Below are 20,553 nucleotides of genomic sequence, written 5' to 3' on the forward strand. Positions count from 1 at the left end.
AGTGGGCGGCTCAATCTATCGAGGCGGCTCGATCGGTTGCCCGGATCATGGCCTATCTGTCAGACGCCTGCCAGCGAGGATTGATCCATGGCTCCTGGTTGGACGGCGCGAGCGGTGTACGGCCAAGGATGTGATCGGACGCCTTCTCGCCGGTCATGATCGATGGTGCGTTGAGGTTGCCGTTGGTCACGCGCGGGAAGATCGAGGAGTCGGCGACCCGTAATCCGTCGACGCCGATGACCCGGCATTCCGGATCGACGACGCTCGATTGATCATCGACCCGGCCCATTCGACAGGTGCCGCAAGGGTGGTAGGCGCTTTCGGCATGGTCGCGAATGAACATATCGAGATCGTCATCCGACTGCACATGGCTGCCCGGCGAGAGTTCCTGTCCGCGGTAGGCATCGAAGGCCGACTGGCCGAAGATTTCGCGGGTCAGGCGGATGCAATGGCGGAACTCCGCCCAATCGTCCGGATGCGACATGTAGTTGAAGCGGATGACCGGCTTCGCTTTCGGATCCGGCGAGCGCAACGTCACCGAGCCGCGCGACTTCGAGCGCATCGGCCCGACATGCGCCTGGAAGCCATGCGATTTCGCCGCCGCCTTGCCGTCATAACGCACCGCCGCCGGGATGAAGTGGTACTGGATGTCGGGATAGTCGACGCCTGCCTGCGAGCGAACGAAGGCGGCGGCCTCGAAATGATTGGTGGCGCCCAGGCCCGATTTGAAGAACAGCCACTGCGCCCCGATCATCGCCTTGGAGAACGGGTTCAGCACCGAATTCAGGGTGATCGGCTTGGTCGATTCCTGCTGGATGTAGAGCTCCAGATGGTCCTGCAGGTTGCCGCCCACACCGGGCCGGTCGGCCACGACGGCAATGCCGTTTTCGCGCAAATGCCCGGCCGGGCCGATACCGGACAGCATCAGGATTTTTGGCGAGTTGATCGACGACGCCGCGACGATCACTTCGCGTCGCGCCTTAACGACCTGAATCTGTTTGTGAGCTTCGATCTCGACGCCGATGGCGCGTTGATTCTCGATAATCACCCGGCGCGCAAAGCCTTTGACCAGACTCACGTTTTTGCGCCTGAGCGCCGGCTTCAGATAGGCTGATGCCGCCGACCAGCGGCGGCCGCCCAGAATGGTCTGCTCCATCGGCCCGAAGCCTTCCTGCTTGGCGCCATTGTAGTCGTCGGTCAGTTCGAACCCTGCCTGGCGGCCCGCTTCGACGAAGGCGCCATAGAGCGGATTGCGCCGCGAGCCGCGCTGCACATGCAGCGGGCCGCCGTGCCCGCGCCAGCCATCCTCGCCACCGTCGGAATCTTCCATGCGCTTGAAATAGGGGAGCACGTCAGCAAAACCCCAGCCGGCCGCTCCCTGTTCGGCCCAATGGTCGAAGTCACGGGCGTGGCCGCGCACATAGACCATGCCGTTGATCGAGGACGAGCCGCCGATCACCTTGCCGCGCGGCGTCGCCAGCACGCGGCCGCCCAGATGCGGCTCCGGCTCACTGGCGAACCCCCAGTCGTAGAGGTTCATGTTGAGCGGGATCGACAGCGCCGACGGCATCTGGATCAGAGGTCCGAGATCGGTGCCGCCGAATTCGATGACGATGACCGAATGCTTGCCGTCCTCGGACAGGCGATAGGCCATGGCCGAGCCGGCGGAGCCGGAGCCGATGATGACGAAATCCGCTTCAAGCATGGTTCATATGCACCATAAAATCGGCGAGCGAGACATTGCCGCCGGTTGCAACCACGAGGACGGTCTTTCCCGCCACATCCACCTTGCCACCGAGCAGTGCCGCCACCGACGCCGCGCCCGAAGGCTCCAGCACCAGCTTCATCCGCTCGAAGGCGATCTTCATTGCCCGCCGCACCGACTGGTCGTCGACGGTGATGCCGCGAACACCCGCTGCCTTGACTGCTGCGAAGGGGGCGTCGCCGGGCCGGCGCGACATCAGCCCGTCGCAGATCGACTTCGGGCCAATCGGCATGGTCTCGATCGAGCCATGCGCCAGTGACGAGCCCATGCCGTTGAACCCTTCGGGCTCGACGCCGATGATCTCGGTCGCCGGCGACAGATAGTGGAAGGCGAGCGAAACGCCGCCGATCAGCCCACCGCCGCCGACCGAGCAGAACAAGAGATCAGCGCTGGCGTCCTTGGCCGACAACTGGTCGAGTGCCTCGAGGCCGGCGCCCGCCTGGCCGGCGACAATCTCCGGATCGTCGAAGGGATGCAGCAGGGCCAGACCTTCGGTCTCCGCGATCTCGCGCGCCTTTGCGGCCGCGACCTCTTCACGCGCCCGATCGCCATGATCGGTCAGCACGACGCGGGCGCCATAGCCTGATGTCGCATCACGCTTGGCGGCCGGGGCGTCGATCGGCATGACGATGGTGACCGGGATGCCGAGCGCCTGTCCGGCGGCCGCCAGCCCTTGCGCGAAATTGCCGGAGGAATAGGCGACGACGCCCTTCCTTGCTTCGTCGGGCGAAAGCCGCTTCAGCCGCCAATAGGCGCCGCGAACCTTGAAGGATCCGGCCCATTGCAGCGATTCCGGCTTGATGAAGACCCGGGCCGCACCGGTTTCCTTGGCGAGTGCCGTCGATTCCAGCAGCGGCGTGACCTGTGTCGCCTGGGAGGTGACGGCATAGGCCTGCATGAGATGATCGAGGGTGGGAACGAGAAGATCTGTCATCATTCGCCTCGCGGATACCTTTTGCTCTCTTCGAGATTGTCGAGGTTCATGTGATTGCGCATGTACCGCTCTGACGCCTTCTGCAGTGGCTGGAAATCCCAGGGGTAATAGGCGCCATTGCGCAGCGCAGGATAGACCACCCAGCGGCGCGCCTGGCTCTCGCGCACGGCGGCGTCGAAGCCGGCCATGTCCCAACGCGCCCTGACCTTGTCCATGAACTCGGCCACCAACGCCACATTGGCGGGATCATCGGCAAGATTGTCCCGCTCCAGCGGATCGGCTTCGAGATCGAACAATTGCGGCGGATCGAGTTCGCAATGGACGAATTTGTAGCGGCCCTCGCGGATTGCCACCAAGGGCGCATAGGAGCCTTCCGCGGCGTACTCGATCAACACCGGTGCCGTGCGCTGCCCACCCTTGGTGAGCGGCAGCAGCGACTGGCCGTCGGTCCACGGCGCGATCGACCCGATGTCGATGCCGGCGAGGTCGCAAAGCGTTGGCGCCACGTCGAGATTGGAGACCGGCGCGTCGATCAGCCCGGCCGGCACGCCCTTGCCGGCGATCATCAGCGGCACCCGCGCCGAGCCTTCGAAGAAGCTCATCTTGAACCACAGGCCTCGCTCGCCCAGCATGTCGCCGTGATCGGAGCAGAACAGGATGATCGTGTCGTCGAGCATGCGCGTTCGGGTGAGAACGTCGAGGAGCTCGCCGAGCTTGTCGTCGACATAGGAGATGTTGGCGAAATAGCCGCGCCGCGAACGACGCACCTGCTCCGGTGTGATCTCGAAAGAGGGATAGTCGCTGGCGTGGTACAGCCGCTGGGAATGCGTATCCTGCTCGTCATGCGCGATGAAGCCGGTTTCCGGGTCCAGCGCCTGGCAATGCTCATAGAGATCCCAATACTGCTTGCGCGCGACATAGGGATCGTGCGGGTGCGACAGCGAGACGGTGAGGCACCATGGCCGATGGCTTGCATCGTCCTGTTCGCGTGAAAGCTGATAGAGCTTCTGAGACGCGAGGAACACGACCTCGTCGTCATACTCCATCTGGTTGGTGGTCTCGGCGATGCCGGCGCCGGTTACCGAACCCAGATTGTGATACCACCACTCGATGCGCTCGCCGGGTTTGCGGTAGTCCGGCGTCCAGCCGAAATCCGCCGGATAGATGTCGGTGGTCAGCCGCTCCTCGAAACCGTGCAACTGATCCGGTCCGACGAAATGCATCTTGCCCGACAGGCAGGTGTAGTAGCCGGCGGCACGCAAATGATGGGCGAAGGTCGGGATCGACGAGGTAAATTCAGCGGCATTGTCGTAGACACCGGTGCGCGACGGCAACTGGCCGCTCATGAACGAGGCGCGGCCCGGTGCGCAAAGCGGCGAGGCGGTGTAGTTGTTGGCAAAGCGCGCCGAACGCGCCGCCAGCGCTTTCAGATGCGGCGTGTGTAGAAATTCCGCTGGCCCATCCGGGAAAAAGGTCCCGTTGAGCTGGTCGACCATGACGATCAGGAAATTGGGTCGCTTCGCTGTCACTGTTTGTGCTGTCCGCCAAGTTTGGTTTCGAGATAGTCCTCGACCAGCGCGATCGCGGTCGCGGCGTCGGGCACGCCATCCTTCAGCGCGCGCCTGATGTAGAGCCCGTCGATCATTGCCGCCGTCGCTTCCGCGGCGCGGTCGGCTTCGGTCCTGGGCAGGATACCGATCAAACCGCTCATCAGGTTCGAATGCAGCCGCCTTGCGTAGACTCTGAGCAACCGGCGCAGCGAGGACGATTGCTGCGCCTCGACATAGAAGGCGAGCCATGCGGCGATGGTCTCCGCCTGGAACTGGATGTCGGAAAAATTGACGGCGACCACGGCCGACACGCGCTCGCGCGGGGAGGTGGTGGATTGAAGCGCGCGGCGCATGTCGATGGTCAGTTCGGCCAGGATGTGCCGCATCGTCGCGAACAGCAGCTCGTCCTTGGCGCCGAAATAGTGATGGGCAAGGGCCGAAGACACACCGGCGCGTCCGGCAATCTCGGACATGGTCACGTCAAGCGAGCCGCGCTCGCCGATCGCCGAGATCGTCGCGTCGATGAGCGCCTTGCGGCGCAATGGCTCCATTCCGACCTTTGGCATGCTGTTCCCGATCTTTTCGGGAGATTATTTTTTATTGACGCGTCAATCAACAAAAAATCGATGCTGACGCGACCTGCACCAAGCGATTGTTGCGCGGCGGCTCTTCACGGTTCGAGCAGGAATGTTTATATTTGAACAATAAAGACGAAGTGCGCCATGAGCCCACATGCTAGGCTGGCGCCAAGGATGGAGACCGGCATGACCGCATGTATCGTTGGCTGGGCACATTCGCGCTTCGGCAAGCTCGAGGGCGAGACGCTCGAAAACCTGATCGTCAAGGTCGCGACGGACGCGCTCGATCATGCCGGCATCGGCCCGGACGAGGTCGACGAGATCGTGCTTGGCCATTTCAACGCCGGCTTTTCGGCGCAGGATTTCACCGCAAGCCTGGTTCTCCAGGCCGATGACCGGCTGCGCTTCAAGCCGGCCACGCGCGTCGAGAATGCTTGCGCAACCGGTTCGGCCGCGGTCCGGCAAGGCATCCGCGCGATCGATGCAAACGCTGCCCGGGTCGTTCTGGTGGTCGGCGCCGAGCAGATGACGACAACGCCCGGGCCCGAGATCGGCAAGAACCTGCTCAAGGCGTCCTATCTGCCCGAGGACGGTGACACGCCGGCCGGCTTTGCCGGCGTCTTCGGCAAGATCGCGCAGGGCTATTTCCAACGCTATGGCGATCAGTCGGATGCGCTCGCCATGATCGCCGCCAAGAACCACAAGAACGGCGTCGACAATCCCTATGCGCAGATGCGCAAGGATTTCGGCTATGATTTCTGCCGGCAGGAGAGTGAGAAAAACCCGTTCGTCGCGGGACCCTTGAAGCGCACCGACTGCTCGCTTGTCTCCGACGGCGCCGCCGCCCTTGTCCTTGCCGACACGGCGACGGCGCTGAAGATGCGCCGCGCCGTAGCCTTCCGCGCCAACGAACACGTGCAGGATTTCCTGCCGATGTCGAAGCGCGACATCTTGGCCTTCGAAGGCTGCGAGCAGGCCTGGACCCGCGCTTTGAAGAATGCCGGCGTGACGCTCGACGATCTCTCCTTCGTCGAGACGCATGACTGTTTTACCATCGCCGAACTGATCGAGTATGAGGCGATGGGACTGGCCAAGCCCGGTGAGGGCGCCAAGCTGGCGCTGGATGGCACAACGGCAAAAGACGGCCGCCTGCCGGTCAATCCCTCAGGAGGCCTGAAGGCCAAGGGCCATCCGATCGGCGCCACCGGCGTCTCCATGCATGTCTTGACCGCCATGCAGCTTGTTGGCGAAGCCGGTGGCATCCAGGTGCCGGGCGCAAAACTCGGCGGCATTTTCAACATGGGCGGCGCGGCTGTCGCCAACTACGTTTCCATTCTTGATCGGATCAGGTAAACCGCCCCGGCATTCACGGGAGGTGACATGGCCAATCCGGTTCTGATCGAAGTCTTGCGCGGCGCCATTGTCGAGAGCGCCCATCGCGGCGCCGTCGCCGTCTTCGATGCCGGCGGCAAGCCGGTCCTGGAGATCGGCGACACATCGAAGCCGGTCTTTCCCCGCTCCGCCGTCAAGGCGATCCAGGCCCTGCCGCTTGTCGAAACGGGTGCCGCCGATGCCTACGGCTTCGGCAACCGCGAACTGGCGCTAGCGTGTGCCTCCCATTCCGGCGAGCCGGCACATGTCGACCTGGCGCGGTCCATGCTGGCCGGGGCCGGGCTGGATAGGTCGGCGCTCGAATGCGGCACCCACTGGCCCTCGGACCATGACGCCGAGATTGCGCTCGCACGTGCCGGCGGTTCACCAAATGCGCTTCACAACAACTGTTCCGGCAAGCATTCCGGCTTCCTTTGCACCTGCGTGCATTCCGGCATGGAGCATCGCGGCTACGTCAAGCCGGGGCACGCTTTGCAGGAAATGGTGCGCGACGCCATGCAGTCGGTCACCGGCGCTGTCCACGGCGCCGACGAACGCGCGACCGATGGCTGCTCGATCCCGACCTATGCGGTGCCGCTGAGGAGTTTCGCGCTCGGCTTTGCCCGCATGGTGACGGGACAGGGCTTTGGCCCCGAGCGGGCGAAAGCTGCGAAGCGACTGCTTTCGGCCTGCATGGCGGAGCCGTTCTTCGTCGCGGGCACCGGCCGTGCCGACCTGCTGCTGATGGAAGCCGCTCCCGGGCGGATTTTTGCCAAAGGCGGGGCCGAGGGCGTCCATTGTGCCGCGCTTCCGGAACTCGGCCTTGGCATCGCGGTCAAATGCGATGACGGTGCCGGTCGCGCCGGCGACGCAATCGCTGCCGCCGTCCTCGCCAGGCTGCTGCGGGCGGACGAAGCCTTGTCGGCGAAGCTGCTCGAACTGGCGAACGCGCCGATCGAAAGCCGCATTGGCGCCAAGGTCGGGGCGCTGAGGCCGACGCCGGTCTTGAATTGAAGTGGCAATCAGCTGACGCGGTTGCGCTCGACGGTCAGATGCGCAAAGCCGCTGCTGCTGGTCTGGGTGAGGTCTGAGGTCACCGGCTCGGCCCAGCGCTGGCCGACAACCGCCCCGTTCGACGCACCGTCGATGACATTGTCGGAGATGACGGCGGTGCCGGCGCCCTCGACCACGCTGACGACGATACCGGTGCCTGCCTTGCGGATGATGTTTCCCGTGGCCACGACATTACGCAGATACGGCCCCCAGCCGATCGACATGCCGTAGAGCGGTGCATTCTCGATGACGTTGCTGGAAGCAATGGTGTCGGCTTCGACGGCGATACCGACGCCGAAACCGGGCGGGTCGGCGGTGTAGGGGCCTGATGTCGACAAATTGCGCACGATGTTGCCGGAGCAGACACCCATGCGGCCGCCTTCGTTGAAGTTGACGATCGAGATACCGTTGGCCGCACCGTCGACGATGTTGTTGGAGATGACGGCGCCCTCGAACGAGAACTCGGAGTAGACCGCGGTCTCGCCCGAGCGTAAGCAGGTGTTGCCCGATATCTGCAGATTGCTGGAACTGTTGGCGCGGATCGCGGAGAAGGCGCAGTCCGAAACCACATTGCCCGAGATGACGACATTTCCGGCGCGGAAGGCATTGATGCCGTTGCCGTTCTGGCCGGTCCCGCCGCTGCGCGCGCCAATGCGTTCGACGCGGTTGCCGGTGACCATGGTGCCGTCTTCCGCGGCTTGCCAGCGGTGCACGAGGATGCCGCCATTGGCGCAATCGGAGACGGTGTTGCCGGTGACTGCCAGTCCTGCGGCTTCGACGGAATAGATGCCGGCGTCCGCCGCTCCTGATATGTCCGAACGCTCGATCCTGCCCGCCGCGTGTTCCAGCGCCAGCCCGTTCTTGCCGCTTCCGGTGATCTGGCAGTTATCCACCACCAGGTGAGCGACCCGGCGCAGATCGAGCAGCCCTTGTGCATAGTCGCCCATCGAGCGGTTCGAACCGTCGAAGACCAGCCCGCTGAGTTCGATATGGTCGGCCTGTTCCGCCATGAACAGATGGCCGTCGCCGCCATAGACGATCCGCGTCGCACCCGGTACTCCGGACAGACGCACGCGGCCAGGCAGCGAGAGATTGGACACCACATAGGTGCCGGGCGGCAGGAAGACTGGCATGTCGCGGCCGTTGGCATCGCGCAGCAGCTTGGCGAAGGCCTTGCTCTGGTCGTCAAACGTGCCGGGCTGCACGCCAAGTTCCGTGGCATTGATGGAACCGCGCATCGAGGCCTTCTCGATGCCGGTCAGGCTGGCGGCCGCCGCCTTGCCGAGCGCGAGGCCCATCACGGCAAAGCCGGCGGTCTGAGTCAGCAGCATTCGTCTGTTCAACATCGGCACACAATCCAAGTGTTCAGTCCGACACCCCAGTGTCCAGTCCTGACACCGCAGGAATCATGCCAGACGCTGGGCAGCCGTTCTCGGGGGGCATGGCTTGTCGAGCGGCCAGTCGGCGCCTAAGTTCAGGAGATGAGCAGAGCTTTTACCCGCGAGGAAGACAGCGAGAATGCCATCGCCGGCGTTGGCGAGAGGCCGATCAGCACGCACCGCAACCTGGTGACCGAGCGCGGCCTGGCGCAGATCGAGGACAATCTGGCCGATTTGCGCGACGTGCTGGCGAAAGCCGAGAGAAAGGCCGATCGCGAGCGCATCGCGGTCGTGTCGCGTGACCTGCGCTACTGGACCGCGCGGCGGGAGAACGCCGAACTGTCCGTACCGGAGCCCGGCAGCGACGTCGTCCGCTTCGGCATGGGTGTCACGCTGGAAAGTGATGACGGCAAGAAGGTGCACTGGAAGATCGTCGGCGAGGACGAAGCCGATCCCGCCAAGGGCAGCATCTCGCATGTCTCGCCGATGGCGGTGGCGCTGTTCGGCAAGAAGGTCGGCGACGTCGCCAGCGTCAATGGCAAGGAGTGGGAGATCGTCAAGCTCTCAGAGAGTTGACGCAAGGCCCGTCTACTTGGCCATCCTTTGCAATACGGCCTCATACTGGTCCATGACATCACGAGCAGCGCGCATCTGCCGTTCGACGTCGTCACTTCTCATCGGTCTTAGAATGACGCCGTCATCGGTTTCGATGATCTGGAATTGATCGCCTACTCGCATGTTCAGGTTGTCCAGCATTTCCTGCGGCAAGATCACGACACCTGATCCGTCGTCGAGCTTGCGGACAATAGTCTTCACGGGCCGTTACCCTTGGTTGCGTTCGTCATTGTGACACAACCTTTCCGGCGCTACAATGTTTCGCTCAACGCGCCAGCAGCCGATGCAGCAGCCTCTCGGCCGCCTCCGGAATAACCGTGCCCGGCGGGAAAATTTCCGCAGCCCCCGCCTTCAGCACAGCCTCATGGTCCTGCGGCGGGATGACGCCGCCGGCCACGATCAGCATGTCGCCGCGGCCGAGCTTTTTCAGCGCGTCGCGCAATTCGGGGATCAGCGTCAGGTGTCCCGCCGCCAGCGACGAGGCGCCGATGATGTGGACATCGTGCCCGACGGCCAGTTTCGCGATCTCTTCCGGTGTCTGGAACATGGCGCCGACGGTGACGTCGAAGCCGAGATCGGCGAAAGCCGTGGCGATCACCTTCTGTCCGCGGTCGTGGCCGTCCTGTCCCATCTTGGCCACGAGAATGCGCGGCTTGCCGCCATTTTTCTTTTCGAAGGCATCAAGCTTGTCCCGCAGCCGGTCGACCACCGGATTGTCGCCGAGCGCCTTGCGGTAGACGCCGGAAATGGTCTGCACCGTGGCCACATGGCGGCCATAGGCTCGTTCCAAGGCGAACGAGATTTCGCCGACAGTGGCGTTGGCGCGCGCGGCGCGGATGGCGAATTCAAGGAGATTGTCCTCGCCTTGTGCGGCACGTGTCAGCGCATCGAGCGCGCTTTCGACGGCGGCCACGTCGCGCGTGCCTTTCAGCCGTTGCAGCTTCGAGAGTTGCCGGGCCCTGACCTCGGCATTGTCGATCTTCAGCACATCGACCTCGATGTCGTTCTCCGGGCGATGCGCATTGACGCCGACCAGCATCTGCTCGCCGGAATCGATGCGCGCCTGCGTGCGGGCCGCCGCTTCCTCGATGCGCAGCTTGGGTATGCCCTTTTCGATCGCCGCCGCCATGCCGCCGAGAGCCTCGACCTCCTCGATATGAGCAAGCGCACGCGCCGCCAGATCGTGTGTCAGCCGCTCGAGATAGGCCGAACCGCCCCACGGATCGATGATGCGCGTGGTGCCGGACTCCTTCTGCAGGACAAGTTGCGTGTTGCGGGCGATGCGCGCCGAATGGTCGGTCGGTAGCGCCATTGCCTCGTCGAAGGAATTGGTGTGCAGCGACTGGGTATGCCCTTGGGTCGCCGCCATCGCCTCGATCATGGTGCGGATGATGTTGTTGTAGGGATCCTGCGCCGTCAGCGACCAGCCGGAAGTCTGGCAATGGGTACGCAGCGACAGCGATCGCTCGTCCTTCGGCGCGAAATTCTTTTTCATCAGCGTCGCCCACAACAGGCGCGCGGCCCTGAGCTTGGCCACTTCCATGAAGAAGTTCATGCCGATCGCCCAGAAGAAGGACAGGCGCGGCGCGAAACTGTCGATGCCGAGCCCTGCCGCGACGCCGGCGCGGGCATATTCGATACCGTCGGCGATCGTATAGGCGAGCTCCAGGTCGGCGGTCGCGCCGGCCTCTTGCATATGGTAGCCGGAGATCGATATCGAGTTGAACTTCGGCATGTTCTTCGAGGTGTAGGAGAAGATGTCCGAGACGATCCGCATCGAGGGCTTCGGCGGATAGATGTAGGTGTTGCGGACCATGAACTCCTTCAGAATGTCGTTCTGAATGGTTCCCGCCAGATCTTCCTGTGCGACGCCTTGCTCTTCCGCCGCCACGATGTAGAGCGCCATGATCGGCAGCACGGCTCCGTTCATCGTCATCGACACGGTCATGTCGCCGAGCGGTATGCCGTCGAACAACTGACGCATGTCGAGGATGGAATCGATGGCCACGCCCGCCATGCCGACATCGCCGGCGACACGCGGATGGTCTGAGTCATAGCCGCGATGGGTGGCAAGATCGAAGGCAACCGAAAGACCTTTCTGGCCGGCGGCAAGGTTGCGCCGGTAAAAGGCGTTGGACTCTTCGGCGGTCGAAAAGCCTGCATATTGCCGGATCGTCCAGGGCTGCTGGACATACATGGTTGGGTAGGGGCCACGCACGAAGGGCGGCAGGCCGGGATAGGTGTCGAGATGCGGCAGGCCCTTGAGGTCGCCCTGATTGTAGAGATGCTTGACGACGAGGCCTTCCGGCGTCGTCCGCTGCCCCTTGACCTCGACAGGCGCGCGGCGCGGTGGCACCCAGCCGATCTGACTGAAATCCGGAATCAAGAAGCGGCCCCGATGGATTGATCGATGCGGACTGGAGGCAGCGGCTCGCACAGGACGACGCCCTCGGTGAAGGCAGGTCGCCGCTCAGCGTCCAGCGTCTCGACCGGACGCTCGCCTTTCAACGGATAAAGCGTGGCGCCGATCATGGCCCGCTCGCCTGACTTGAAGGCAATGCCGCGCTGGACGGCAGCAGCGCGGACGCGTTGCTGGATATGTCCGTCCCGAAGGCTGGAGAGCACGCCACCCTCTGCCTCGATCGCCTGCAATTCCGCCCACGCTGCTTCGCAAAGATCCGACGTCAGCGCTTCGACGGCGCCGGAGCCATGGGCGGGATCGGCGACATGGTCGACATGGCTTTCATTGGCCATGATCAACTGCGCGTTGCGCGCGACGCGGCGGGCAAAAGCCGCCGGCAGGCCATGCGCGATCGTATGCGGCAGGATTGAGATCGAATCGGCGCCTCCCGCCGCCGCGGCGAAGCAGCCGATCGTCGTGCGCAGGATGTTGGTTTCGGGGTCCAGTGCCGTCATCATGCGAAATGATGTCTCGGCATGGATGTTGGCCGTGGAATTGGGGATCGAGCAGGCCTCCTGCACCCGTGCCCACAGCCTGCGCAAGGCCCGCACCTTGGCCATTGACAGGAACTGGTCCTGGTCGACGCTGAGCGCGAAACCGATATGAGGCGCGGCATAGACGAGCGGCTGCCGCGCCTTCTCGAACATTCTCAGATACGAGACCGCCGAGGCCAGCATGATGCCGAGTTCCTGCGCTTCCGTGGCGCCGGCATTGTGAAAAACGCGACCGTCCGCCTCCAGGAGCACACCCGGAACGCCCATCGAGAAGAAATGCGCCAGCGATTGCGGCATCGATTCCTGCAGTGCCTCGATCGACATGCGCAGTCGGCCGGTGCCGGCGAGGACGGCCGCCGGATCGATGCCGAAGGAAAGGTTGAGCTTTGCCGGATCGGAGCGCCGCTTGCTCAGGAACGCCACCAGCCAGTCGGCCATGGGGCGGCTCCAGGGGTGGGTGTCGATGCGGATCTGGACCCTGTTGAGGGGCACGCCCTCCAGCACCGTCTCCAGTGCCTGCGCCGTCCTCGGCAGGCCGTAGCCGAACGCGTTCGGGGCACCTTCGAAGACGAGCGACAGTCCCGTCGCGCCTTGCGCAATGTCTTCCAGGGCCTGGCTCTTGGCGCGATCGACATCGGGGTCGTCGACGCGCTGGCTGACGATCCAGGGCGATTGAGGATTGGCGCGCACGATCGGTTCGGCTCCGGTCGCGCGGTCATAGAGCGGCTCGACGCGGATGTTGTCGTCGGTATGCGAGATCAGCTTTTCCTCGAAGGATGCGCCGGCCAACGCCTTTTCCGCCAAGGCCAGCCATCGCTGACGCTCCGCATCCATTGGCTCAACATCCCTGGTCAAGGCTCCGGCGCCCATTCGTCGTCCTCGTTCTGTGTGGCCGCACCAGCCCGGCCAGCCCAGTCTACGGTCCCCGGTCGGTTACCGCAATGCACGTGCAAGGTCCGAATCCCACTCACCTGATATTCGATCCACCTGATATAGGTCGGCTTGGGTGGGCGGACCATGGACGATTGCCAAACACCATCGAAATTCGCAAGTTCCAAATCCGATCCTGGCGATTGGTCCGATTTGGACGATTGGCCCTGGATTGGATGATCGGCCCGCGTTGGACAATTGTCATTGTCGCTGTGCAACAGCCTCACTATACCTTCGGGCAAAGGCTGGCTTTGGGCACATCAGTTTGCGGAGACCCGACATATGGCTGACGACACCAGTATTTTCATCGGCGCCAGCCGCAAGCCCGACGACAGCTATCAGCGAGCTGAAAATCTGCTGCTGCAATACGGCAATCGCCATGGCCTGGTGACCGGCGCCACCGGTACCGGCAAGACCGTCAGCTTGCAGATCCTGGCGGAGGGATTTTCCAACGCCGGCGTGCCGGTCTTCTGCGCCGACATCAAGGGCGACCTTTCCGGCATCGCCATGATGGGCACCGCGCAGGATTTCCTGGTCAAGCGGGCGGAACAGGTGAAGCTCGACCCTTACGACTTCCAGGAATTCCCGGTCATCTTCTGGGATCTGTTCGGCGAGCAGGGCCACCCTATCCGCGCGACCATTTCGGAAATGGGACCGCTGCTGCTGTCGCGGCTGATGAACCTGACCGACGCACAGGAAGGCATCATGAACATTGCCTTCCGCATAGCCGATGAGGAAGGGTTGCTGCTGCTCGACATGAAAGATCTGCAGGCGCTGCTCGCCAACATTGCCGAGCGTGCGGAAGAGATCAGCGCCCGTTACGGCAACGTCACCAAGCCATCGGTGGGGGCCATTCAGCGCACGTTGCTGGTGCTGGAGCAGCAGGGCGCGGCGAACTTCTTTGGCGAGCCGGCATTGCGCATCGCCGACATCATGCGCACGACCCGCGATGGTCGCGGCGCCATCAGCGTGCTGGCCGCCGACAAGCTGATGATGAATCCGCGCCTCTACGCGACGTTCCTTCTCTGGCTGATGTCGGAGCTGTTCGAGGAATTGCCCGAAGTCGGCGACCCCGACAAGCCGAAGCTGGTGTTCTTCTTCGACGAGGCGCACCTCTTGTTCGACGAGGCGCCGAAGGTGCTGATCGACCGGGTCGAGCAAGTGGTCCGCTTGATTCGCTCCAAGGGCGTCGGCGTCTATTTCGTCACGCAGAACCCTTTGGATATTCCCGAAAAGGTCCTCGCCCAGCTCGGCAACCGCGTGCAGCATGCGCTGCGCGCCTACACGCCGCGCGAGCAGCAGGCGGTGAGGACGGCGGCCGAGACCTTCCGGCCCAATCCCGATTTCGACTGCGCCACCGCCATCACCCAGCTCGCCACCGGCGAAGCGCTGGTCTCGACGCTGGAGGCCAAGGGCATTCCGTCGATGGTCCAGCGCACGCTCATCCGTCCGCCGTCGTCGCGGCTTGGACCCATTACCCCCGCCGAGCGGCTGAAGCTGATCGGGGAAAGCCCGGTCACCGGCCAGTACGACCAGGTCATCGACCGCGAATCGGCGTTCGAGATGCTGCAGAAGAAGGCCAAGGAGGCGCAGGACGCCGAGGCGCAGCAGGCAGACACCGGCGGCTCGCGCTGGACCATTCCAGGCTTCGGCAATGACGATCCAGCGCCGCAGTCCGGTGGCAGGCGCGCGCCGGCGCCGCGGCCGTCCAATCGCCAGACGGTGGCGGAAGCCGCAATCAAGTCGGTGGTGCGATCGGTCGGCTCGTCGGTCGGACGTGCGATCGTGCGCGGGATTCTGGGGAGTTTGTCGCGGGGGCGGTAGGATCGGGCAGCGGCGTTGCCGCTGCCCTGTGAGCTCAGAAGATCGCGTCCGTGACCGCCTTGACCGGGCCGAGCAGCACCGATCCATCCGGCACGCCGGCGTCGATCGGGATGGCCTTGTGGTTCGCCGTCGCCACCATGGGCTGGCTGGCGTTGCTGGTCACGATGACCGGGCTCTTCGACGGCACGCGGTCATAGAGATCGATGATGTCCTGGTTCATCAGGCGCACGCAGCCCGATGACACCGATTTGCCTATCGAGCGCCATTCCGGCGAGCCGTGCAGGCGATAGAGCGTGTCCACATTGCCCTGGAAGAGATAGAGCGCGCGCGCCCCGAGCGGGTTCTTCAGGCCGCCGGGCATGCCGCCATTGTCGGCGCTGTACTGCTTCAATTCCGGCTGGCGCGCGATCATCTCATCCGGAGGCGTCCATTTCGGCCATTTCTGCTTCCACTGGACGACGGCGTCGCCCGACCATTCGAAGCCGGCGCGGCCGAGCCCGACACCATAGCGAATGGCCTGGCCGCCCGGGCGAACCAGATAGAGGAAGTGGCCTGTCGTATCGACGACGATGGTTCCCGGCTTCTGTCCGGTCGGGTCGGGCACGATCTGGCGCAGGAACTGCGGGTCGATCCTGTCGACCGGGATGGCCGGCAGATCGAAGCCGCCATCGTTGACCGCCGCGTACATAGACGCATAGTCGGCGAGCGGCGGCTCGACATAGGTAGGTGGCGGCGGCTCGGCCGGCCCCGGTCCGGTGGTTGCGCATGCCGAAACCGCGATCGAGGCGGCGCCCAGGGCTGCGGCGTTGAGAAAGCAGCGACGGCTCAGGCGATAGGATTCGATTTCGGTTATGGACATGGCTGCCTTCTTTAAGACTCAAATCGCAACAAAGCGTCAACACGCCGACGTCCGCCGCGGGTGCCTAACAACACCTGAGGCGATAGGCGGTTCCGATTCTGGCCCGAACGTGGACAAACAAAGGCGAAGCTGTGACTGCGCCGCCACTGTGGCGTTGGGGCCACAGGTCTGTCAGCTGCCGGATACGAGGGCCTCCAGCGATGGCAGGATCAGGGCCGGCGGCAAGTCCCGGTATTCCTCCGGCTGGTTGGAGCGGTTGATCCAAACCGTGCGGAAACCGAATTTGGTGGCGCCCGCAATGTCCCAGCGATTGGAAGACTGGAAGGAGACCGCGCCTGGATAGAGGCGCCAGCCGGTGGCGACCATGTCGTAGACCGCTGGGTCGGTCTTGAAGCGCCGCACCGCATCGACCGAATAGACGTCGTCCAGGACCTGGTCGAGTGCCGCGGACTTTACTGCCGCTTCAAGCATTTCGGGCGAGCCATTGGAGAGGATAGCCAGTCTGGCGCCGGAAGCCTTGAGCGCCTTCAGCACGGCTGGCACTTCGGGGTAACAGTCCAGCCTCCAATAGGCCTCCAGCAACTTTGCCTTGAGACCAGGATCGGCCGAAGGGACCTTGCGCAAGGCGAAGTCCAGCGCCTGTTCCGTCAACTGCCAGAAATCGCAATAGGCGCCCATCAGCGTGCGCACCCAGGAATATTCGAGTTGCTTGGCGCGCCAGATTTCGGACAGGAGCTGGCCGTCCGGGCCGATCGCGTCTGCATGGCGGCGCACGGCGGCGTGCACGTCGAACAGTGTGCCGTAGGCGTCGAAAACATAGGCGGCGTATTGCATGGCAACAGTTTTGAGGCGAGGCGGGACAAGGTGCAAGCCTTGATTGCACCGCACCCGTCGCTGGCCTCAACAAATCTCCCTGATGATGGTTGACGAGGCCTGTCAAAGCATCTTCCAATGGCTGTCACATAAGATTGACCGGAACGGGAAAACGCGATGACACTGGCGGCAGCGGCGCAATCCGCGACATGGACTTTCATCGATGGCGATTGGTACGAAGGCAATGTCGCCATTCTGGGGCCGCGCAGCCACGCCATGTGGCTCGGCACCAGCGTGTTCGACGGGGCTCGCTGGTTCGAGGGCGTGGCGCCGGACCTCGAACTTCATGCCGCACGCGTCAATGCCTCGGCGATCGCGCTCGGCCTCGCGCCGAACATGACGCCGGAGCAGATCGTCGGGCTGACCTGGGACGGATTGAAGAAATTCGACGGCAAGACGGCGGTCTACATCAGGCCGATGTACTGGGCCGAGCATGGCGGCTACATGGGCGTGCCGGCCGATCCCGCCTCGACCCGTTTCTGCCTGTGTCTCTATGAATCGCCGATGATCTCGCCGACCGGTTTTTCCGTGACCGTATCGCCGTTCCGGCGGCCGACCATCGAAACCATGCCGACCAATGCCAAGGCCGGCTGCCTCTATCCCAACAACGGCCGCGCCATCCTCGAGGCCAAGGCGCGCGGCTTCGACAATGCACTTGTGCTCGACATGCTGGGCAATGTCGCGGAGACCGGAAGCTCGAACATCTTTCTGGTCAAGGACGGCCATGTGCTGACGCCGGCGCCCAACGGAACCTTCCTGTCCGGCATTACCCGCTCGCGCACGATGACGCTGCTCGGCGACTATGGGTTCAGGACGACCGAAAAGACGCTTTCGGTGCGGGATTTCCTCGAAGCCGACGAAATCTTCTCGACCGGCAACCACTCCAAGGTGGTGCCGATCACCCGCATCGAGGGCCGCGACCTGCAACCCGGCCCGGTGGCCAAGAAGGCACGCGAACTCTATTGGGATTGGGCGCATTCGGCCTCGGTTGGCTGAGATGCCGGTTTGAGCTTTTTGTCGCTGCGCGGTTGGCCGCAGGAAAAGCGTGTGACAGTTCTCGGGAACCCGCTTAGAAAGAGAACCGACGCTTCACTTCCGGAGTTGTTCCAGCTCAATCGCGACCTATCTTACTCCGGTATCCACACCGGATTTTTCCACGAGGGAGTACTACCCATGGCTTTCGAATTGCCCGCTCTGCCCTACGACTATGAGGCCCTGCAGCCCTATATGTCGAAAGAGACGCTGGAGTATCACCACGACAAGCATCACAAAGCCTATGTTGACAACGGCAACAAGCTCGCCGCCGAAGCCGGCCTTGGCGATCTTTCCGTCGAAGAGGTGGTCAAGCAGTCGTTCGGCAAGAATGCCGGTCTCTTCAACAATGCCGCACAGCATTACAACCACATCCATTTTTGGAAGTGGATGAAGAAGGGCGGTGGCGGCAACAAGCTCCCTGGCGCGCTGCAGAAGGCTTTCGACAGCGATCTTGGCGGCTATGACAAGTTCAAGGCCGACTTCATCGCCGCCGGCACGACGCAGTTCGGTTCGGGCTGGGCATGGGTTTCGGTCAAGGACGGCAAGCTGGCGATCTCGAAGACGCCAAACGGTGAAAACCCGCTCGTTCATGGCGCATCGCCGATCCTCGGCGTCGACGTCTGGGAACACTCCTATTACATCGACTACCGCAACGCCCGGCCGAAATATCTCGAGGCCTTCGTCGACAGCCTGATCAACTGGGATCACGTTCTCGAACTCTACGAAAAAGCCTGACAGGCCTCCAGAAAAGCCCCGCAAGACGGGGCTTTTCTTTTTTGTACCGAAGTGCCGCACAAGCAAAGGTCATACAAAATTCATGCCGCGAGAAGGGAATATTCCTCCCGCCACGTCCGTTAACGTCCTGTCCTGAATGCCTTCATCACGGAGCCAAATGAATGAGAAAGCTTGTCATCGCCATCTCCATGCTCGCACTCGCCGCGTCGGCGGCCTTTGCCGATCCGATCCTCGACCGGCAGGCTCTGATGAAGGAACGCGGAAAGATCGTCGGCGGCCTGGCGAAAGTGGTCAAGGGCGAGGAACCCTTTGATGCCGCCGCGGTGCTGACGCAGCTGCAGGCCGTGCAGGAAAATGCCGAGAAATTCGACGTAGAGGCCTTGTTCCCGAAGGGCAGCGATGCCGGCGACACCACGGCGGCACCAAAGATCTGGGAAGACATGGCCGGCTTCAAGGCGGCCGAGGACAAGTATCTCTCCGACGTCAAGGCCGCGGTCGCGGCAGCTCCTGGCGATGTCGATGCGCTCAAAGCGCAAGTCGGCGTTCTTGGGTCGAATTGCGGCGCCTGCCATCAGAGCTACAGGGTCAAGAAGGGCTGATTGCCTGATATGGCATGGCTGAAGAAGCTCGTCGGCGCGGCCCTCGTTCTGGGCGTCGTCGGCGCGGCAGCCGGTTGGCTGCTGTCGGCGCCGGTCAAGCTTGATGCGGCGGCGTTGGCGCAACTCGGCCCCGGCGATGCTGTTCGGGGCAAGCGGATTTTTTATGCAGGCGGCTGCACCTCCTGCCATGCGAAACCTGGGTCGCAGGGCGATGCACGGCTTCAGCTCGTGGGTGGCCTTGAACTCAAGACGCCGTTCGGCACCTTCGTTCCGCCCAATATTTCGCAAGACCCCAAGGACGGCATCGGCGCATGGTCGGCCGAGGATCTCGCCAACGCCATGTTGAAAGGCGTATCGCCCTCGGGTCATCATTTGTATCCGGCGTTTCCCTACGCGTCCTACGCGCGCATGAAACCTTCCGACATTGCCGATCTCTATGCCTTCCTGAAGACGCTTCCCGCCGTCGCCGGCAAGACGCCGGGCAATTCGCTGGCGTTCCCGTTCAACATCCGGCGCGGCATTGGCCTATGGAAGCGCCTCTATCTCAGCGACCAGCCTGTCATTCCGCTGCCTGGCGGCACGCCGGAACCCGTGATGGCAGGCCGCTATCTGGTCGAAGGGCCAGGTCATTGCGGCGAATGCCATACGCCCCGCGACTTGGCTGGCGGCATCAGGAAAAGCGAATGGCTGGCCGGTGCTGTGGCAGCCGAGGGCTCGGGCGTCGTGCCGAACATCACTTCGGGTGGGAGTGGCATCACCAACTGGTCGGAAGCCGACATTGCCAACTACCTCGAAACCGGGTTCACGCCGGATTTCGATTCCGCTGGCGGCGCGATGGTCGATGTGCAGCGCAACATGGCCGAGCTGACGGCGGACGACCGTGCGGCGATTGCCGCCTATCTCAAGGCGGTACCGCCGCATCCCAACGGCTATCCGCCGCGCAAGAAAAGCACGAACTAGTCTTCGGACTGCAGGTGTCGATCGCCGAGGAAATCGAAGCCCGTTTCGAAGAAATGGTTGTAGTTGCAGGTCATCTCCTCGCCGGGCGCGATGTCGCGCAAGGCGTAGGTTTCCTCGGGCGACGAGACATCGCAATTCGGCTCGTCGTCATGGTTCATGTAGCGGGCGTCGTCGGCTTCGAAGACGATATAGGCCGGATCGCGCCGGTCGGGGTAGGAATAGCGGTCGAGATAGTTCTTCACCGGCCCGGTCTCGCCCTCATAGGTCTCGACGTCGATGATCCGGTCGAACCGGGGGTCGAGCTTCCAGACCAGCGTGCCCTTGGCAATGTGGTGCTTGGCAAACACACCGATGCCCTGGATCGGCGATTTGTCGAGATAGACGTCGACGAGCAGCATGATGGACCCTTGTGCGAGTGTGGGCTTCGTGGCCGGGAAAAGTCGTGCTTTGGGTAACGCGCGAGCGTCGCAATTGCGAGCGGAAATGAGCCGCGCGGAATTCAAAAAGTCATGATCATCATGCCTGCCGACAGACGCGT

At 63.2% G+C, this 20,553-nt stretch carries 19 protein-coding genes; 8 read left to right on the forward strand and 11 right to left on the reverse strand.

Annotated features, from left to right (window positions below):
* Nucleotides 1–52: 52 nt before the first annotated feature.
* Genes betA through betI form a run of 4 tightly spaced genes read right to left on the reverse strand, consistent with a single transcriptional unit; the run spans nt 53 to nt 4,815 of the window.
* Complete coding sequence (gene betA, locus EN824_RS08555) at nt 53–1,705, reverse strand: choline dehydrogenase (protein ID WP_135863648.1); 1,653 nt, start codon at nt 1,703–1,705, stop codon at nt 53–55.
* Nucleotides 1,698–2,702: a threonine/serine dehydratase gene (locus EN824_RS08560; protein WP_189343612.1), complete on the reverse strand. Its 1,005-nt coding sequence runs from the start codon at nt 2,700–2,702 to the stop codon at nt 1,698–1,700. The genes betA and EN824_RS08560 overlap by 8 nt, the downstream gene beginning before the upstream one ends.
* Complete coding sequence (gene betC / locus EN824_RS08565; RefSeq protein WP_127277706.1) at nt 2,699–4,228, reverse strand: choline-sulfatase; 1,530 nt, start codon at nt 4,226–4,228, stop codon at nt 2,699–2,701. The genes EN824_RS08560 and betC overlap by 4 nt, the downstream gene beginning before the upstream one ends.
* Nucleotides 4,225–4,815 carry a transcriptional regulator BetI gene (betI, locus tag EN824_RS08570; protein WP_135915281.1) on the reverse strand — a complete coding sequence of 197 codons (591 nt, stop codon included), beginning with the start codon at nt 4,813–4,815 and terminating at the stop codon, nt 4,225–4,227. The genes betC and betI overlap by 4 nt, the downstream gene beginning before the upstream one ends.
* A 198-nt stretch (nt 4,816–5,013) precedes the next feature.
* Between betI and EN824_RS08575 the strand changes: the two genes are divergently transcribed.
* On the forward strand, nt 5,014–6,180 hold the full coding sequence (locus tag EN824_RS08575) for an acetyl-CoA acetyltransferase (RefSeq protein WP_135915282.1): 1,167 nt from the start codon (nt 5,014–5,016) through the stop codon (nt 6,178–6,180).
* Nucleotides 6,181–6,207: 27 nt separating this feature from the next.
* Nucleotides 6,208–7,212, forward strand: a complete 1,005-nt coding sequence (locus EN824_RS08580) for an asparaginase (RefSeq protein ID WP_127280458.1) — start codon at nt 6,208–6,210, stop codon at nt 7,210–7,212.
* Between the two features lie 8 nt (nt 7,213–7,220).
* Here the strand turns inward: EN824_RS08580 and EN824_RS08585 are convergent, their stop codons facing one another.
* A complete protein-coding gene (locus tag EN824_RS08585) occupies nt 7,221–8,597 on the reverse strand; it encodes a TIGR03808 family TAT-translocated repetitive protein (RefSeq protein WP_127280457.1) in 1,377 nt (458 codons plus the stop codon).
* 135 nt (nt 8,598–8,732) lie between these two features.
* On the opposite strand from EN824_RS08585, the gene greA reads away from it, so the two are divergent.
* The gene (gene greA, locus EN824_RS08590; RefSeq protein ID WP_127280456.1) at nt 8,733–9,206 is read left to right on the forward strand and encodes a transcription elongation factor GreA; all 474 of its coding nucleotides are present in this window, start codon (nt 8,733–8,735) and stop codon (nt 9,204–9,206) included.
* A 12-nt stretch (nt 9,207–9,218) separates the two neighbouring features.
* On the opposite strand, the gene EN824_RS08595 is transcribed toward greA, so the two are convergent.
* The 3 genes from EN824_RS08595 to EN824_RS08605 form a co-directional block, all read right to left on the reverse strand.
* Nucleotides 9,219–9,446, reverse strand: coding sequence for an AbrB/MazE/SpoVT family DNA-binding domain-containing protein (locus tag EN824_RS08595; protein ID WP_127871324.1), 228 nt, complete (start codon nt 9,444–9,446; stop codon nt 9,219–9,221).
* Nucleotides 9,447–9,510: 64 nt separating this feature from the next.
* A complete protein-coding gene (scpA, locus tag EN824_RS08600) occupies nt 9,511–11,631 on the reverse strand; it encodes a methylmalonyl-CoA mutase (RefSeq protein ID WP_127871325.1) in 2,121 nt (706 codons plus the stop codon).
* Nucleotides 11,628–13,070, reverse strand: a complete 1,443-nt coding sequence (locus EN824_RS08605; protein WP_127278924.1) for a methylmalonyl-CoA mutase subunit beta — start codon at nt 13,068–13,070, stop codon at nt 11,628–11,630. The genes scpA and EN824_RS08605 overlap by 4 nt, the downstream gene beginning before the upstream one ends.
* Nucleotides 13,071–13,412: 342 nt before the next feature.
* On the opposite strand from EN824_RS08605, the gene EN824_RS08610 reads away from it, so the two are divergent.
* Nucleotides 13,413–14,954 carry a helicase HerA-like C-terminal domain-containing protein gene (locus tag EN824_RS08610; protein WP_127278923.1) on the forward strand — a complete coding sequence of 514 codons (1,542 nt, stop codon included), beginning with the start codon at nt 13,413–13,415 and terminating at the stop codon, nt 14,952–14,954.
* Between the two features lie 34 nt (nt 14,955–14,988).
* On the opposite strand, the gene EN824_RS08615 is transcribed toward EN824_RS08610, so the two are convergent.
* Nucleotides 14,989–15,813 (reverse strand): L,D-transpeptidase, encoded by an 825-nt coding sequence (locus EN824_RS08615; protein WP_127871327.1) that lies wholly within the window; start codon nt 15,811–15,813, stop codon nt 14,989–14,991.
* Nucleotides 15,814–15,984: 171 nt separating this feature from the next.
* On the reverse strand, nt 15,985–16,647 hold the full coding sequence (locus EN824_RS08620; protein ID WP_127278921.1) for a haloacid dehalogenase type II: 663 nt from the start codon (nt 16,645–16,647) through the stop codon (nt 15,985–15,987).
* Between the two features lie 156 nt (nt 16,648–16,803).
* Here EN824_RS08620 and EN824_RS08625 point away from each other — a divergent pair, with 156 nt between their 5' ends.
* The 4 genes from EN824_RS08625 (at nt 16,804) to EN824_RS08640 (ending at nt 20,015) form a co-directional block, all read left to right on the forward strand.
* Complete coding sequence (locus EN824_RS08625) at nt 16,804–17,682, forward strand: branched-chain amino acid aminotransferase (RefSeq protein ID WP_127278920.1); 879 nt, start codon at nt 16,804–16,806, stop codon at nt 17,680–17,682.
* Nucleotides 17,683–17,859: 177 nt separating this feature from the next.
* Entirely contained in the window at nt 17,860–18,456 is a 597-nt protein-coding gene (locus tag EN824_RS08630) for a superoxide dismutase (protein WP_056563640.1), read from the forward strand.
* A gap of 161 nt (nt 18,457–18,617) precedes the next feature.
* Nucleotides 18,618–19,055: a cytochrome c gene (locus EN824_RS08635; RefSeq protein WP_127277813.1), complete on the forward strand. Its 438-nt coding sequence runs from the start codon at nt 18,618–18,620 to the stop codon at nt 19,053–19,055.
* A 9-nt stretch (nt 19,056–19,064) separates the two neighbouring features.
* On the forward strand, nt 19,065–20,015 hold the full coding sequence (locus EN824_RS08640; RefSeq protein WP_127277814.1) for a cytochrome c: 951 nt from the start codon (nt 19,065–19,067) through the stop codon (nt 20,013–20,015).
* On the opposite strand, the gene EN824_RS08645 is transcribed toward EN824_RS08640, so the two are convergent.
* A complete protein-coding gene (locus EN824_RS08645) occupies nt 20,012–20,413 on the reverse strand; it encodes an SET domain-containing protein-lysine N-methyltransferase (RefSeq protein WP_127277815.1) in 402 nt (133 codons plus the stop codon). The genes EN824_RS08640 and EN824_RS08645 overlap by 4 nt on opposite strands.
* Nucleotides 20,414–20,553 lie beyond the last annotated feature (140 nt).

Origin of the sequence: Mesorhizobium sp. M8A.F.Ca.ET.181.01.1.1, assembly GCF_004792025.1 — a bacterium.
In the GTDB taxonomy this organism is placed as follows: Bacteria; Pseudomonadota; Alphaproteobacteria; order Rhizobiales; family Rhizobiaceae; genus Mesorhizobium.